The organism is Bacillus shivajii (genome assembly GCF_020519665.1).
Classification (GTDB): Bacteria; Bacillota; Bacilli; order Bacillales; family Salisediminibacteriaceae; genus Bacillus_CA; species Bacillus_CA shivajii.
Window position 1 is genome coordinate 2062024 of record NZ_CP084703.1, and the last position, 14410, is coordinate 2076433.

The 14410-nt window shown below is 34.2% G+C and carries 21 protein-coding genes; 18 read left to right on the top strand and 3 right to left on the bottom strand.

Annotation, left to right across the window (positions count from 1 at the left end):
• The first annotated feature begins 2 nt into the window (after nucleotides 1–2).
• The 11 genes from LGQ02_RS10160 to LGQ02_RS10210 all read left to right on the top strand — a co-directional run bounded on the left by LGQ02_RS10160 (nucleotide 3) and on the right by LGQ02_RS10210 (nucleotide 7199).
• On the top strand, nucleotides 3–764 hold the full coding sequence (locus LGQ02_RS10160; protein WP_226518038.1) for a class I SAM-dependent methyltransferase: 762 nt from the start codon (nucleotides 3–5) through the stop codon (nucleotides 762–764).
• A gap of 103 nt (nucleotides 765–867) precedes the next feature.
• Nucleotides 868–1368, top strand: coding sequence for a hypothetical protein (locus LGQ02_RS10165; protein WP_226518039.1), 501 nt, complete (start codon nucleotides 868–870; stop codon nucleotides 1366–1368).
• A 187-nt stretch (nucleotides 1369–1555) separates the two neighbouring features.
• Nucleotides 1556–2047, top strand: a complete 492-nt coding sequence (locus LGQ02_RS10170) for a hypothetical protein (RefSeq protein ID WP_226518040.1) — start codon at nucleotides 1556–1558, stop codon at nucleotides 2045–2047.
• A gap of 18 nt (nucleotides 2048–2065) precedes the next feature.
• Nucleotides 2066–2623: a GNAT family N-acetyltransferase gene (locus tag LGQ02_RS10175; protein ID WP_226518041.1), complete on the top strand. Its 558-nt coding sequence runs from the start codon at nucleotides 2066–2068 to the stop codon at nucleotides 2621–2623.
• Between the two features lie 176 nt (nucleotides 2624–2799).
• Nucleotides 2800–3411, top strand: a complete 612-nt coding sequence (locus LGQ02_RS10180) for an FMN-binding negative transcriptional regulator (protein WP_226518278.1) — start codon at nucleotides 2800–2802, stop codon at nucleotides 3409–3411.
• Nucleotides 3412–3521: 110 nt separating this feature from the next.
• A complete protein-coding gene (locus LGQ02_RS10185; RefSeq protein WP_226518042.1) occupies nucleotides 3522–3812 on the top strand; it encodes a hypothetical protein in 291 nt (96 codons plus the stop codon).
• A gap of 274 nt (nucleotides 3813–4086) precedes the next feature.
• Entirely contained in the window at nucleotides 4087–4464 is a 378-nt protein-coding gene (locus tag LGQ02_RS10190; protein ID WP_226518043.1) for a hypothetical protein, read from the top strand.
• Nucleotides 4465–4619: 155 nt separating this feature from the next.
• Nucleotides 4620–5180, top strand: a complete 561-nt coding sequence (locus LGQ02_RS10195; protein ID WP_226518044.1) for an AAA family ATPase — start codon at nucleotides 4620–4622, stop codon at nucleotides 5178–5180.
• A gap of 69 nt (nucleotides 5181–5249) precedes the next feature.
• Nucleotides 5250–6089 (top strand): DUF4037 domain-containing protein, encoded by an 840-nt coding sequence (locus LGQ02_RS10200; protein ID WP_226518045.1) that lies wholly within the window; start codon nucleotides 5250–5252, stop codon nucleotides 6087–6089.
• Nucleotides 6090–6216: 127 nt separating this feature from the next.
• A complete protein-coding gene (locus tag LGQ02_RS10205; protein WP_226518046.1) occupies nucleotides 6217–6651 on the top strand; it encodes a VOC family protein in 435 nt (144 codons plus the stop codon).
• Nucleotides 6652–6890: 239 nt separating this feature from the next.
• The gene (locus tag LGQ02_RS10210) at nucleotides 6891–7199 is read left to right on the top strand and encodes an InlB B-repeat-containing protein (protein WP_226518047.1); all 309 of its coding nucleotides are present in this window, start codon (nucleotides 6891–6893) and stop codon (nucleotides 7197–7199) included.
• Nucleotides 7200–7408: 209 nt separating this feature from the next.
• On the opposite strand, the gene LGQ02_RS10215 is transcribed toward LGQ02_RS10210, so the two are convergent.
• Nucleotides 7409–8587 carry a DUF4317 domain-containing protein gene (locus tag LGQ02_RS10215; protein WP_226518048.1) on the bottom strand — a complete coding sequence of 393 codons (1179 nt, stop codon included), beginning with the start codon at nucleotides 8585–8587 and terminating at the stop codon, nucleotides 7409–7411.
• Nucleotides 8588–8873: 286 nt separating this feature from the next.
• Between LGQ02_RS10215 and LGQ02_RS10220 the strand changes: the two genes are divergently transcribed.
• The gene (locus LGQ02_RS10220) at nucleotides 8874–9392 is read left to right on the top strand and encodes a hypothetical protein (RefSeq protein ID WP_226518049.1); all 519 of its coding nucleotides are present in this window, start codon (nucleotides 8874–8876) and stop codon (nucleotides 9390–9392) included.
• Nucleotides 9393–9470: 78 nt separating this feature from the next.
• Here the strand turns inward: LGQ02_RS10220 and LGQ02_RS10225 are convergent, their stop codons facing one another.
• Together LGQ02_RS10225 and LGQ02_RS10230 are read right to left on the bottom strand one after the other, a co-directional pair.
• Entirely contained in the window at nucleotides 9471–9875 is a 405-nt protein-coding gene (locus tag LGQ02_RS10225; RefSeq protein ID WP_319003536.1) for a CBO0543 family protein, read from the bottom strand.
• A 286-nt stretch (nucleotides 9876–10161) separates the two neighbouring features.
• Nucleotides 10162–10680 carry a MarR family winged helix-turn-helix transcriptional regulator gene (locus LGQ02_RS10230; RefSeq protein ID WP_226518051.1) on the bottom strand — a complete coding sequence of 173 codons (519 nt, stop codon included), beginning with the start codon at nucleotides 10678–10680 and terminating at the stop codon, nucleotides 10162–10164.
• A 185-nt stretch (nucleotides 10681–10865) separates the two neighbouring features.
• On the opposite strand from LGQ02_RS10230, the gene LGQ02_RS10235 reads away from it, so the two are divergent.
• The 6 genes from LGQ02_RS10235 to LGQ02_RS10260 all read left to right on the top strand — a co-directional run bounded on the left by LGQ02_RS10235 (nucleotide 10866) and on the right by LGQ02_RS10260 (nucleotide 14050).
• Nucleotides 10866–11936, top strand: a complete 1071-nt coding sequence (locus LGQ02_RS10235; RefSeq protein WP_226518052.1) for a serine hydrolase domain-containing protein — start codon at nucleotides 10866–10868, stop codon at nucleotides 11934–11936.
• Nucleotides 11937–12165: 229 nt separating this feature from the next.
• Entirely contained in the window at nucleotides 12166–12339 is a 174-nt protein-coding gene (locus LGQ02_RS10240; protein WP_226518053.1) for a hypothetical protein, read from the top strand.
• A 47-nt stretch (nucleotides 12340–12386) separates the two neighbouring features.
• Nucleotides 12387–12728: a hypothetical protein gene (locus LGQ02_RS10245; protein WP_226518054.1), complete on the top strand. Its 342-nt coding sequence runs from the start codon at nucleotides 12387–12389 to the stop codon at nucleotides 12726–12728.
• Between the two features lie 65 nt (nucleotides 12729–12793).
• Nucleotides 12794–13108: a hypothetical protein gene (locus LGQ02_RS10250; RefSeq protein ID WP_226518055.1), complete on the top strand. Its 315-nt coding sequence runs from the start codon at nucleotides 12794–12796 to the stop codon at nucleotides 13106–13108.
• A gap of 80 nt (nucleotides 13109–13188) precedes the next feature.
• Complete coding sequence (locus LGQ02_RS10255; RefSeq protein WP_226518056.1) at nucleotides 13189–13332, top strand: hypothetical protein; 144 nt, start codon at nucleotides 13189–13191, stop codon at nucleotides 13330–13332.
• Between the two features lie 13 nt (nucleotides 13333–13345).
• Entirely contained in the window at nucleotides 13346–14050 is a 705-nt protein-coding gene (locus LGQ02_RS10260) for a DJ-1/PfpI family protein (protein WP_226518057.1), read from the top strand.
• Nucleotides 14051–14410: the final 360 nt, after the last annotated feature.

Below are 14410 nucleotides of genomic sequence, written 5' to 3' on the forward strand. Positions count from 1 at the left end.
AATTGTTAGGTTATTACAGTAAACTTTCATCAGAAGTATATGAGTTGGACAAATATATTGGTCTTTCATTTGGAGATGTAGAATTTTATAGTGATAGATTAGCTTCTTGTACGGGTGACATTCTTGAACCGGGGGTCGGAACTGGTCGCATCCTAATCCCACTTTTAGAAAGTGGCTTGAAAGTGGATGGCTTCGATGTTTCACCAGAAATGTTAAAAATTTGTCGTAACAATTGTGAAAAAAGAGGACTAAATTCGAAGTTATTTAAAGGACATATGGAGTCATTTTCATTAGATACAGAGTATGAAGCTATTATCGTGCCAACTGGAACATTCTTGCTATTACATAGAAGAGAAGATTCTATTAAAGCATTAAAAAATTTCTATAATCATCTCTCTAATGGTGGCAAGCTAATTCTAGATACTTTTTTACAAACAGATTTATCAAATGACAATACATCAACAAAAGCATGGGAATCTAAAAATGGTAAAATTTTAACATTAGAAAGTAAAGTAGTTGAAGTTGATTATATCAACCAATACACAATATCTCATAATCGCTACGAAAAATGGGATAACGGAGAACTAATACAAACAGAATTAGAACGATTTCCACTTCGTTGGTATGGAGTTGAAGAGTTTAAATTGATTCTTGAAGAGATTGGTTTTAAAGACATAATAATTTCAGCAGATTACAAGTACGGACAATATCCAACTGATTCAAGTCAAATAATTACTTTTGAAGCTACTGTTAATGAGGATTAATATTTCTCTTATTTAACTAACGTATAGCGATAGCGAAAGAAGTTACGTTGATCTTATTGAATAAACGCGGAGTTTCGTTTAAGAGTTTTTGAGGAGAAGAGTTATGAAAAAAAGTTTATGGTTTGTATCGTTATTAATTTTTACACTTTGGTTAGTAGGGTGTAATTCACAAAATTTGGAGTTGTTCGAAACAATGGAAGAAGCAGTTACTTTTGGTTTAGAAAAAGAAGGAAGTGACAAAAACGCTTTGTTATCCGTTGAAGAGTATAAAGGGGAAACTCTTGTTTTTTATGAATTAGACGATTCATTAGGTGTTTCAAGTATTACTAAAAGCGAAGAAGGTTTTAATTTCTTCAAAAATACTTCTTATGTTAGGTTTGGAGAAGAGAATGCTCATTATATAATTGGATTTGAATTTGAAACAAAATCAGGAGTAAAAATACCTATACTTGCGGGCAAGGCTAATGATGAAGATATACAAAAAATAATAGTGTTAGAAGGTGGAATTGAAAAAGAACTTAATATTTCTAAAAATTCACGGCTTTTCTATACTATGTACGAAGAACCCTTTGATTCGCTTGATGTTATTCCAATTTACCAATAAAAAATAAAGAGAGCTAGTTGAAAAGGATGTCGTTGACGTTTGGGTCACTAAAGAGGAGAACTTCTAGTTTAATGGTTATTACCCAAATAAAAAGAAATTGGTGTTTTGATTAAAATAAGTAACGATGTAAGAAATGGTTCCTGACCCCCAGTGCGATAAAGCTTTAACGTGCTGGGGGTCAGGCGCGTTGTTTTATAACACAGGTGAAGCTGATCAAACAAACAATAATGAAAATGGTAAAAAGTTCTCTTATATTGGTGAACTATCAGAAGAAGAGTTAAGAAAATATGAATCTTTTGCCAATGATAAGGACATTGAACATTTGAAAGATTTTTCACCAGAAAAAATCACACTCGTCTATTTTCATTCTGCAGTGATCGATGATATCGAAGCAACCTATGCTTTAACGTATGACGGGGGACTATTACCTGACGACTTCTCGACGTTCAAATCGAAATATTACGAAAACGTTATGAAATTTAACTCTGAGAAGGCTTTAGAATTCAGGTATTATGACTCAATTGATATTTATAAGGGCGATAGTGAAAATAGTGATGAACTTAGGGTTGATATGAGAGTTAGTTATGGGTATTTCACGGCTTCTTTAATACAAGGTAAAAAAGGAAGACGGAATTTGGAAAATGGATATCCTTCATTTATTAAAATACCGGTTGGCTAAGAAATGGGGGTGCTCTATATGAATAATGTATCACCAACAATGAAAGGAAAACACGTCATATTAAGGAGGCCTAAAGAAAGTGATGTTTGGGATTATATGAATGTCGAAGCTAGTGAGGAACTCGTTAGAATGTATGGAGGAGATAGGAATAAAATAGGACCAAAAACAATAGAAAAGGCTCAGCAATTTATTCAATCGATTCAAGATCATGAGCTCGAATGGTGCGTAGAGTATGAAGGTAAAATGGTTGGCCAAGCAAGACTGACTGTAAATAAAGTTGATAATCGAGCTCGTTATGCTGTTGGTTTGTTTGCCCCTTCTGTTTGGGGGAGAGGCTTAGGTACAGAAATAACACAGTTGGTTCTTCGTTATGGTTTTGAGGAACTTAACCTTCATCGTGTTGATTTACGTGTCCTTCAGTACAACAAGCGTGCTATTAAATGCTATGAAAAATGTGGTTTTATTCAAGAAGGTGTAGAAAGAGAAGGAGCACTTATTGAAGGAAAATATGAAACCGATGTTCTTATGAGTATTTTGTCTAGGGAATACGATGAAATCAAACAGACATTTATATAGAAGGAGTTGCTTTAGCACAATAAGCTGACTTTGCTCTAGTTCCAAATTATGGCGCATTAGAAGTTTGTTCCGAAGAAGTAGTAGAAACGATTTTCATATGCTGCAAAGAGTAATAAAAAGATAGAAAAAGACTTGGTACATATTCATATGATTATAAACATGAAAGGCGGATGATGATGTATATTCCTTCTCACTTTAACATCACAGATGAAACAATGATGTATAGCGTGATAAACGAACATAGTTTTGCGACTCTTTTTTCCGAGCATAATGGAAGGCCATTTGCGACCCATTTACCGTTAATTTTAAACAAGGAGAATACATACTTATATGGACACTTTGCTCGACCTAATCCTCAGTGGCAAGATGTAGAAAATCAAACTGTGCTAGCTGTTTTCCATGGTCCTCATTGTTATATCTCACCATCTTGGTATGAGACAAATAAAGCTGTACCGACATGGAATTACGTGAGCGTTCATGTTTACGGAAAAGTCGAACTTTTAGAGGGCGAAAATGAGTTAATGGAATCCTTACATGAAATGGTCATGAAATATGAAACTCCAGACAGTTCTTACAATTTACAGAATGTAGATGCTGAGTATCTCGCTGGTCTAACTAAAGGAGTTCAAGGTTTTAAAATAAAAATCAATAAAATAGAAGGAACAGCCAAGTTAAGTCAAAACCATTCCATAGAGAGACAGGAGCTAGTGATTAATCATCTAGAACAAATTTCAAATAGAAATGAGCAACAGATCTCTTCTTTAATGAGATCAAATTTAAAAAAGTAATTATTTAACGTTCCTTCAAAAGGCAAAGCACCTTTCTTAAAAAAAAAATAAATGGTTATACGTGGTGAAATCGGCAAAAAGAGCCGTTCATCATCGGGGGAGGGAAACGTTTGAATAAAACGAAACTTAAAGTTTTTTATGTGATTTGTGTTGTTCTATTCCTTGTGCTTTTTTCTACAAGATCATACAACAACATCGATGGATTAAGTTTTATCGTACCTGTTTTGATCATGGCTTTAGGAATTGGGGTAATTGGAGTTTATTTATTCGGAAGTGATATGAAGCTATATAACAACTTACATTTCATCAGTTACGTAATGACGGTAGGATTTGCGTTTGTGCCAGTTATAGGCGTTTATATTGAAGGTGGTACTCGTTCTTATGGCTTTCCTTCACAATGATTTCATTATTACACGCCGTCTGGGTATGTAAATTTAAATATCATCGGTTTTTTATTTAATTATTTCATCATTTATTTGATTCTTAGATTCGTTAGTAAATTTATATTAAGTTTTTCACAAGATAAAGAACTGAATAATGCATAAAACTTGAGCATGACATAATTTCACTTGAGGTTCATCTTGTGGGGAAAAATGTGCTGTTGTTCCCTCAGTGAAGTGGAAATAAACAATATTATAGGGGGGAAGAGCTATTTTTACATCATTTAGAGGTCGAATGGTTATTGGGTGTTCATTAGGGATTTTCATCTATCTTATTATTCAAATCTTTAGAGGGGATTTTTTAAATTGGGTGGTTTTTAGTGCTGCGATAATCGCAGTAACAATAACTGTTATTGCTTACATCCTTGCAGAAAAAAGAATACTTTCAAAGATTTGGAACCAACTAGACCCTTCGGAGAAAAGTGAAACTGTCTCCTGGAAGAATGGCAGGGTCCATTACTTAAAAGTCACTGAAGATACAAACGTAAGTAATGAAGGTTATCTAGGTAATACCGTGCTGGAAATTAAATATCCTTGTAAAACTTCTGATAAACAGTTCATTGTCTTTGCAGACAGAATCACTATGAAAGTGATTTCATTAAGGCAGCAATAATTAATTCGTCATGTTTATTATAATAACAACGGGAGCGATATTTAAGCAAGCTTCTATAAGTATGGTTGTTTGAGTCGGACAATAACACGAAATTTGGGGCTTTGAAAGTGTCGATTTCCTATCATTTTTTCTAATTAAAGAAAGGAATTACAGTTATGAAAAGGTTAGCGATCATTACAGTTGGTAAGACACATAGCGGAAAGACAACATTCGCTAGAGCTCTAGAACGAGAGTTAAACAACTCATTAGTCATGGATCAAGACAACCATGCTGAATTTATCAACACGTATTATCAGAACTTACAACCGAAAAAAGGGCCTAACACTCTTAAGCACGCCATCTCAAAGCTAATTGTCGATTATGCTAAAGAACAAACTGACTGTCACCTTATTATTTGCAACTCAAATCGAAGCCGAAAAGGACGATTGTACCTTCTTGAGGAGTTATTTAATAAAGAAGAGTTTATCCGCATCCTAGTTCATTTTGATATTCCAAATGATGTTCTTCAAGCTCGAGTTTCTCAAAGTCAACGTAGTACGAATATATTTCGGAGTGCTGCTACTTTTGAGGAAGTGCTTGTTAGACAACAGGCTGAAAATGTAACAGATCCAGTTGAAGGTGAAGCTGATTACTTATATGTAATTAAAGACAACACGAAAGTTGACTCAGTGATTGAGCAAATTATACATATGGCCCAAAATCAACGAAAAGCTTAAGGTGTTATCGTGCTAAAGGGGGAGCATCGTGTATTAATTAAAAATCATTATAGGTAAGGGAGAAGTTGAGTGGATTTAAAAATTGTAGCATCAAATATAGCAAAAATTTATGAACGAAATCCAAAAGTTGAAGCGGTCTTATTAGGTGGTTCTGTAGCAAGGGACTGGTATGATCAATATTCAGATATTGAGATCTTTGTATTTTGGAAGGAGTCCCCAACAGATGAGGATAGGACAACTCCAATCGAAAACTTGAAAGCGGATATCATCGATTTCTACCCTTATGAAGATGAAGAATGGTCAGAAACATATATTACTGAAGGTGTAAAAATAGAAATAAGCAATTTTCTAACCGATACAATTAAAAACATCATAAATGACGTGATACTTTCTTTTGAAACAGATTTAAATAAACAATGTCTAGTAGCTTCGGTTCATGATGGAGTGGCACTTAGTGGTGATTTGCTTATTAATCGTTTAAAAGAAAAAGTAAATAATTATCCGAATGAGTTAAGTATAGCAATGATAAAAGAGAATATTCATTTAGGTAACAGATGGAATAATCGTGAGGCTTTACTCAATCGTAAAGATTGGTTCATGCTTTATAAAGTAATGGTCGATGTTCAAACAAATATCATGGGCATGCTGTTTGGTTTAAACCGACAATACGTTCATCACCCTGCTTTTAAATGGCAAAAACAAACGCTACAATCAATGGTGATTACGCCAAAAAATATTGTAAATCGCTTAGAATCTATTTTTCTAGCAGACCCTTCAAATTCCATAAGAGAATTAGAAGTAATGATTCAAGACATTTATGAACTCATTCAAAGAGAACATCCTCAAATCGATTTATCCTCAGTTATAGATAAATCTTTATTTTTGAGGCCAGAGAATGAAATGAAATAAATCTTTGTAGAAAACAGGGGGGGCGTTAGACCGTGTTAGCGATATTGAATTTGCTATACTGAAATAGATAAACTGGAAAATGGTAAGGTGAAGATATTTTTGAACTTCTAAAAGGAGTGTGTTCGAGATGGTTGGAGTAGAACTAGATATGGTTGTGAAAGATAGCTTAAAAGCATTGGAACTTTATGAAAAGATCTTTGATATCGAACGAGTAGAGGTATCTAACTTTCCTCGTGGTGAAAATGAGGTCGTTTTCACCCTCTACGGCGTTCGCTTTCACTTTTTAGATGAAAACCCAGAATTCCATTTGATCGCACCAACTCCTGACGACCCAAAAACGAGTTGGGTGAATGTTACGGTCCCAAATATTAAGGAGACCTATGCAAAGGCGATGGATTTAGATTGTACAGAGGTGCAACCAGTCACTGAACTTACTGACTACGGAGTATCAAACGCCATTTTCATGGACCCTTTTGGTTATGTATGGATGCTGCATGAAGTACATAAAGAGGTTAGCCATGAAGAGCGTTTACAGTTGTGGGAGGAAAAAAAGAATAAATAACAATAATTGTATGATAAAAATGATACACCAATAGTAGTATGCAAAATTTAGTTCTTTCACAGATAGGAAATTAGGGAAGCTTTACTTCAAGATGGGAGTAGAGCTTTCTTTGTTGAAGTAATGGGAGGATCTAAAGAGGATTTGTTTACTTTACGAGAAGGTCATTTTTGTTGGATACTAGAGGTATCTATTAATAAAGTAAGCGATATATTTGGTGCAATGAATGGGGAGCTGTTTTAATGATTAATAGTAGGTTAAGCTTATTCCTTTTATGTATGAGTATTATGATCATAGCTGTTTTAACCACTGCCTGTACACAAAAGTATGAGGTTAAATTAAATGTTGAACCTGAAAATGCGGGTGAAGTAAGTGGTGAAGGTGTGTATGTAAAAGGGACTGATATAGCTGTAAAAGCTGAACCTCATGAAGGTTATCAGTTTGTTAGATGGGAAGAAGAGGGCGAACAATTAACTACTAGCTGGAATTATCCATTTATAGTGCGTAAAGACAGGGTTTTAACTGCTAAGTTTGAAAAGGTCGAAGAGTGAATGTGCATTCGTTCAACAAGCAAATATGAAAAAAGGGCATGGAGTAGATTGGTCTCCATGACCTTACTTAATGTTAATAATGTGAGATTTGTACGGTTAGGTCTGTTGTTCACACCTTTGACCCATACAGCAAACTCACTATACGGTACCTGACACCCGGTACGATAAACCTTTATCGTCCTGGGGGTAGGCGCGTTTAAGTTACATTATTATTCTTTTTTCTCCCCAAAAGCCTCTGTTATCATCGTAAACCCGTCAATGACAGTATCTTCCTCAACTTCGATCATGAGATAGCGCTTGCCTTCAAAATTGATCTGTCTGACGTAGCTTAAATCTTGAGGACTGATTGACACGTTTGCGACCTTTGTTTCGATTTTAATTGATTTCGACGTATACTTTGGCATGATGTTGCTTGCCTTGATTTCATATTTATCGTCATTGATCACTTTTTTGAAAGCCGTTTCTACTTGTTCCGGCTCAACATCTTTTACACCACTTTGCTTTAAAACATTTCCGACGTCTTTGTAATCTAATTTCGGAGCATCTTCCTCTTCGTTTTCTTCAATGACTCGGTGAATTTCTTCATATACATTTGACAAAGTACCCGTATTCAGCTGATCTCCTGTCACGTTTTTGACGATTTCTTCAAACACAATTTTGTCTTCCGCTGCGGTCATCATTTCTTCCGCATTTAACACGTCTTCAATGAACAAATAGTCCGGCTCATTTGCTTTCCCAGATGAATACAAAATGTGGTTTACATCAGCCGCGTGATCATTAAAACAAGGGAAGAGAAACCCGCCAATCGGAGCTTTTAAGTTAATAATTGGATCAACGACAATATTGTATTTAAATTCTTTTCCGACATAGTCAAAAAGTAATTCTTTCTTTGGATCTTGGGTCGTATTAATCGAACATAAAATAAACGGGTGAGTATAAACAGAATCACGACCACTTTCTTCTGTCTCATCATTTCTTTTTTTCGTCGGTTTAAAATATTCACCACGTATAAAGGTGATGACCGTATCCATTTCGTACTGCCGCGCTGTCAGCATTTTCTGGACGATACGAAGCATATGTGCCTTCCAATCTTCGACATCATCACTTAATAAACCTTGATGTAAAGTGAGCTGACTACTGTCTGCTGCATTGCGCTGAAACTTCAGCTCAAATAATTTTTCATCTAATTGGCCAGTCAGTGTTTTTTTGAAATTCTGGAAGAATAACTCTTGTTGATCTTGGTCAAGCATTTCAAACGGCTGACTTTGATGATGATAAATCTCACTTGATTCTTTCATCACATAAACCGTAAATATATCATGAAGTTTTAGTAAGTCATTATTTGCTTTAAATTGCTTACGAATATGGGCGATATCTTTTTTGTTCATTCCAAATTCCACTCCTTGGGGACGGTTCTTGTGCTTCCGAAGCATAGGGACGGTTCGCATGCTTCTAATTGCACCATCTACTCGACAATCCGTTTCTTCTGCTCTCCACACTTGAATTATTTTAACATACGAATAAAGAAGAATGGGGAGCAAGCTCACTAAAGCACAATGGAATTGGCATTGTCTTTAAAAAAATTAAAGGAATGTTAAAAAACGAAACTTATTTTTTATGTAAACGTAAAAAATGATCATATATGTTTTTAAAGAGTCCTTAAGGAGGATTAAAATGAAAATCACATTTAATCGTCCAGTGATTGATGGAACAAAAGCATTAGTAATTGAACAAGATGGAGTCAACATTGGAGAAATGAGACGATGGTTTCGCCCACAAAACGAAAGACCTGCAAATAGTCCAATCTATGATGTAAATATAATCGTTGAATCTAGACAAGCGACATACAAAATTACACAACAATCCTTTACTTTACGCGAAGGTCATTCTTGGATATTAGAGGAAAATACCAATAAAGTAGGGGAAGTAGTTGGTGCAAAAGGGTTATTTAAGAGACATCAGATTGAACTCGTAAGTGAGTCTTATCCCCATTTTAACATTGTTACTACTTGGGGATTTAAGGGGAATGGGATCATCTCAATGAATAACAAGGAAATAGGTGATACGACAACGAGTGGTTTTGTCAAAAATTCAAAAGTTTTGATAGATACAGAACCGATAGACTCACTCATTGATCCAGCGTTACTTGCGGGGATCACTTATACATATTGGTCATCGTTTAATAAAGGTTAATCGTTGCAGTTATCCATGATAAATCTTTCGTTCCGTGATTTCAATATGGAAATTCTAACTCCGAACATGTAACGATTATTATGCCTTCGATAAATTTGCGGCATGATCACTCTGACCTTCTTTTTCTATATTTAGTTTTCTTATGATCGACATTAACAGTCGAATAAATAAAAATGTCATGGCTAAAGATGAGTAAGTAATAATCCAATTCCAGTTACGCTTGTACTTGATGAGGTCAGTATGTCTTTCTAATATGATCTCTAGAAGTGTCATTGGGAAGCTAAAACATAACGAAAGGAAAATGGACTTTGTAGGGTTCATTTTTAAAGTTGTACGGTTAAAAAACACACATAACAATGGAAAAATTAAGTAATCGAATAATATACTTATATCAAAATACTTCGGTAAAAATCGGATTGGAAACGTAATGTTTTTGTTTTTCACGACAAACGATGCAATAAAGCTTGAGATGTATCCTTTCATAAAAAACACTAACAGCCATTCTTTTAAATTTTCCCTTTTAAAAGCAAAGGGTAATAAAAGGACTCCTATTACTAATGATATTCTCAATATATTTCTTTGGATAGTTATCACCCTTTTTTATTACTTCACCCTTAATGTAATAAGAATAGTATGATCCAAAAAAACAAAATTATTTGCGAACGCAAAAGATGAGAAAAAACGATATTTATAAGAACTAAATTAAGCCGACATCACAAGGGGCTTTCTTATTAACCCTTGTAAAAATCGGCTTTTATCACTATAACCATTAAGTTTTTGATGTTGGTTCACTGATGATGTCGGATGAAGACTTAGTTATGAATTCACCGAACTTTTTTCCAATTAATTCATCACTTAAGAAAGAAGAAACTTCAACAAATGTTTGCAGGTCTTGTTTAGGAATTTTATCGATGACATGCATAATTTGTAAAATAGAGTCAGTAGTATTTATGGTAATAAAATGTTGGACGATATTTTTTCCTTCTTCTGTTAAAGATAGTTTCTTGATTCGAGCATCATCGTCATTCTCAATAATAACCAATTCGTCTTCTTTTAATTTCATTAGTTGTCGAAACACATTTGAAATATTTGTTTGCGCAAGGAATGTAAGTTCTTTCATGCTTATATTTGGATCAAAATAGAGAATCCATAAAACACGAAAACCTGGAAAAGTTAATTCATTATTTTTTAAAACTTGTCGGATATCATTTTCAATTTCGAAATTCAGCCCTCTAATTAATCCAAATATTAAATAACTTGTAGCGAACTTTTCTCTTTGTGAACTCATGTGGTCTCCTCCTGACAAAAGCGAACCGGCGTTGTGGGAAAAAATGTAACTTTTTTCTAATACTATTATTACCCCTCAAGTGAACTTTAGACAGTCATAAGGCAGTAAAAATTTAAAGAAGTGTAGTAAAGAAAATTTAATCTATCGTTAAGGCGACAGGTTAATCGAATAGAATAAAGGAGGGGATGTTCGTGCAACAAAATGAAAAAATCATTCGTTCAATTGAACATTCATTCAGAAAACAAGTACAAAAAGACAAAAACTTAAAAAGTGCATGTTTACTTGTTCATTCAGAAAAGAAAGGCATCCATTTAAATATCGCAGAAGGCGCAATGGAACTAAACCAGCCAGCATATATGGCAAGTGTGGGGAAAATATTTACGTCCGTTTTGATTAGTATCTTATACGAAAACAATCAATTAACGTTTGAAGACAGAATTACAAATTATTTAGATCAAGAATTAGTCAATAAACTTCACGTTTATAAAGGAAAAGATTATTCAAATGACATCCAAATCAAACATCTTCTTAATCAAACATCAGGTTTGTATGATCATTTCCGACCATTATTAAAACAGCTTTTGGATAATCCAAGCTTTACGATAAGCCCAGAAGAGGCAATCACTTGGGCAAAAACATATCAAAAACCTCATTTTCCACCAGGTAACGGCTTCAAATATACTGATACAAACTATCATCTATTGGGATTAATTATAGAAAAAATAACAGCCATGCCTTTTCATGAAGCGATAGAACAATACATTTTTCACCCCATCGGTATGATGAATTCATCTATTCTGAACTACTCTGAACCGTTAGATAAAAATACGCAACCTTTAGCAGATTTTTATTTCGGTAAAAAGAACATCTTAAATTACAAAGGGTATGCCGGTCTCGATTATGCAGGTGGCGGAATCGTATCAACTAGAGAAGATATGTTGAAATTTATGCAAGCATTAGTCACTTGTCAGTTAATCGAAAAGAAAACACTTGTGAAGATGATGAATGATAAAGCGAAATATGGTTTAGGAATTGAGTATGGCTATGGCATTATGCAGTTTAAAACAGTGCCACTACTTATGCCAAAAGCATTTAATGTCTGGGGACATGCAGGTGCAACAGGAGCTTATTTGTTTTACCATCCTAAGATGGATACTTATGTAATTGGTACTTTTAATGATTTTTCCTATGAAAGAAAAGGTGTTAGATTTATGTTAATAAACGTCATAAGGCAATTGGTGAAATTGAAAGACTGATAAGATGAAACTAGTTCTCTAAATTATGACTGGATACTAGCATATGTTTATGAGGTAGACGCTAAAATGATCGATGGTTATTGAGTTTTGTACAATAAGAGGAAAATGGCTTTCCCACAGAGATCCTGTTTGTTGGATTAGTGAGATTGTATAGATTAGGAGATAGTCATTTAACAAGCGGGAAGTGGGAGCTATGAATCTATCGAAAGAAAAGATGGGAGGATCATGAATGGGTGAGCAATATTTTGTTGGTTGGGGTACACTGGCGTTGATAAATGCTGCACTTGCACAAGGGAAGAATAGGACCGGGTTAAACTGGTTTTTGCTTTCTCTAGTTTTAGGTCCATTAGCAACACTTATTTTGTTATTTGTTGAAAAAAGAGAACATCGTACTCGATCATAATAATTGATATAAGTTAATAATGCGTACGGGGGAGGTTAAAGAATGTAATGAAGAAACTATTCATTATTTTAGCTTCATTATTAGTCGTGACCAGCATTGTTTTTCTAACCACAGGACCTTTTAATTTATACCATTATATAAATGCTGAAAAAATAGTAAAAGAGTCTGGATTGTTTCAACCAGAAGAGGGTAGTCTTGATGATTTGTATTATGCAAGAACAAATGAAATTACGGATGTAGATTATTTAGGACGAAGTAGTTATCTCGTTACAATAACTCGAGGTGAAAATGAAGAACAACTAATATTGAGGATAAATAACAAGAGTACGAGGATTCAAACTGAAATCTTCACATATGACAAAACTCGAAATATGATGACTGGTTATTAATAATTTATCTTCAACTAACAGGAAGCATTCCTGTATATTGAAATCATAAATGGGTGATTAACCGAATGACTAAAGGAATTGTCATAACATCCGCTATGCTTATATTCCTTTTTATGACTGCTTGTAGTGAAAATAGATCATCTAACCAAAAGATAGAAGAAGCTGAACTAAACCTTATTGGGACGAGTGAAAATTGGGAAGCGGAAGCTTTAATTACGACTAAAGTGTCTGTATCTTCCGAATGTGGTTCTATAATTATGAAACCATTAGACTCAAATGGCGAAATTAATTTAACTCCCAACTTTAAATATGACGAAGATATAGAAGTTGAATATTTTTTAAGTAGGTTTAATTCAGAAGGGAAAGAAGTTTTATATTAAGACGATTCAAAGCTTACATTTCTATTTGAAGGTGGAATACCATATTCAGATAATGACAGCACATGTGAGTTGACTGTTATATGGATTGGAAATGGGGAGAAAGAGGAAGAAACATTATTATTGAACTAGCGGAGTACTTAGCGAAAGAAGTAGTAGAACAAGTTGTCGTGCTTACTGGGATAATTTTGAAGGTGAAAATTAGAATAAATAAGAACATTTATTAAAAAGGGGGAAGCGATGAAGGTAATTATTTATGTATATGACGGTATGACTATGCTTGATGCTATTGGACCGTATGAAGTTTTAAGGAATATCAGCGATACTGAAATCTTATTTGTGGCAGAAGAAAAAGGTGAAATTAAGGCAGATTCAGGGTTTATAGATATTAATGCCAAATATAGTATTAATGATATTAATTATGCGGATATTTTAGTCATACCAGGTTCTCCTGTAGGGTTTATGAAGGAAATGAAAAAAGAAAACGTGTTAAATTGGATTACAGAATTAGACAAACGAACAAAATGGACAACATCTGTATGCACAGGTTCTATTATATTAGCATCAACTGGATTGTTGTCAGGATTAAAAGCAACATCGCATTGGAAACCCATAAATTTATTAAGCGATTTTGGTGCCATACCTACAAGAGAGAGAGTTGTTGAGCAAGGGAAATATATAACTGCTGCTGGAGTTTCAGCAGGTATTGATATGGCTTTATATTTATCAAATAAAATTGTGGGTGATTTAGAAGCCAAGGCTATCCAACTTACCATAGAATATGATCCTCAACCTATGTTTAATTCCGGTAATTATTCTTCCGCTGATAAGGAAGTTTTGAAGGTTGCAGATAAGAAATTAAATAGAGATGCGAAAAAAGGGCTTGGGTTACTTGGTATGCTAAAGAACTCAAAAAACATTCTAAAAATGAAGAAAAACAACTAATCTTCTTAACATCACTTCAAAGCACTTTAATTAATCGTATTGGGAGTTTGTGAATAAACGTGAATTATAGTTTCTCAAGGATGACGCAGTTTACTAACATGCGATCGCGTCAAAAGCATTCGCTACTTTTGTTTCACAGCTGAAGACAAGCCCTCGGGAAAGCGCCCGTATGAAGTGGAGTTCACGCTCATCATTCGGAATTTTACATATTATTTTCATTTATGAAATTGATTCGGTCTGATAAAGATATTTGGTGGAAAAACGGTGATGAATAACCCGAATATTTTTTCTAGTCTGAGTTGTTCAAGAAAAGTTGGCGAGATATTTAAAAAATGTTGAGAAAGGTTTTACATAGAAGGG

Excerpts from the sequence above, each read along its gene's own strand:
- LGQ02_RS10260 (WP_226518057.1), top strand. The coding sequence starts at position 13,346 with ATGAAGGTAATTATTTATGTATATGACGGTATGACTATGCTTGATGCT.
- LGQ02_RS10245 (WP_226518054.1), top strand. The coding sequence starts at position 12,387 with ATGAAGAAACTATTCATTATTTTAGCTTCATTATTAGTCGTGACCAGC.
- LGQ02_RS10250 (WP_226518055.1), top strand. The coding sequence starts at position 12,794 with ATGACTAAAGGAATTGTCATAACATCCGCTATGCTTATATTCCTTTTT.
- LGQ02_RS10175 (WP_226518041.1), top strand. The coding sequence starts at position 2,066 with ATGAATAATGTATCACCAACAATGAAAGGAAAACACGTCATATTAAGG.
- LGQ02_RS10180 (WP_226518278.1), top strand. The coding sequence starts at position 2,800 with ATGTATATTCCTTCTCACTTTAACATCACAGATGAAACAATGATGTAT.
- LGQ02_RS10165 (WP_226518039.1), top strand. The coding sequence starts at position 868 with ATGAAAAAAAGTTTATGGTTTGTATCGTTATTAATTTTTACACTTTGG.
- LGQ02_RS10190 (WP_226518043.1), top strand. The coding sequence starts at position 4,087 with ATGGTTATTGGGTGTTCATTAGGGATTTTCATCTATCTTATTATTCAA.
- LGQ02_RS10230 (WP_226518051.1), bottom strand. The coding sequence starts at position 10,680 with ATGAGTTCACAAAGAGAAAAGTTCGCTACAAGTTATTTAATATTTGGA.
- LGQ02_RS10205 (WP_226518046.1), top strand. The coding sequence starts at position 6,217 with ATGGTTGGAGTAGAACTAGATATGGTTGTGAAAGATAGCTTAAAAGCA.
- LGQ02_RS10215 (WP_226518048.1), bottom strand. The coding sequence starts at position 8,587 with ATGAACAAAAAAGATATCGCCCATATTCGTAAGCAATTTAAAGCAAAT.
- LGQ02_RS10210 (WP_226518047.1), top strand. The coding sequence starts at position 6,891 with ATGATTAATAGTAGGTTAAGCTTATTCCTTTTATGTATGAGTATTATG.
- LGQ02_RS10225 (WP_319003536.1), bottom strand. The coding sequence starts at position 9,875 with ATGAAAGGATACATCTCAAGCTTTATTGCATCGTTTGTCGTGAAAAAC.
- LGQ02_RS10195 (WP_226518044.1), top strand. The coding sequence starts at position 4,620 with ATGAAAAGGTTAGCGATCATTACAGTTGGTAAGACACATAGCGGAAAG.
- LGQ02_RS10235 (WP_226518052.1), top strand. The coding sequence starts at position 10,866 with ATGTTCGTGCAACAAAATGAAAAAATCATTCGTTCAATTGAACATTCA.
- LGQ02_RS10255 (WP_226518056.1), top strand. The coding sequence starts at position 13,189 with ATGGATTGGAAATGGGGAGAAAGAGGAAGAAACATTATTATTGAACTA.
- LGQ02_RS10220 (WP_226518049.1), top strand. The coding sequence starts at position 8,874 with ATGAAAATCACATTTAATCGTCCAGTGATTGATGGAACAAAAGCATTA.
- LGQ02_RS10240 (WP_226518053.1), top strand. The coding sequence starts at position 12,166 with ATGGGTGAGCAATATTTTGTTGGTTGGGGTACACTGGCGTTGATAAAT.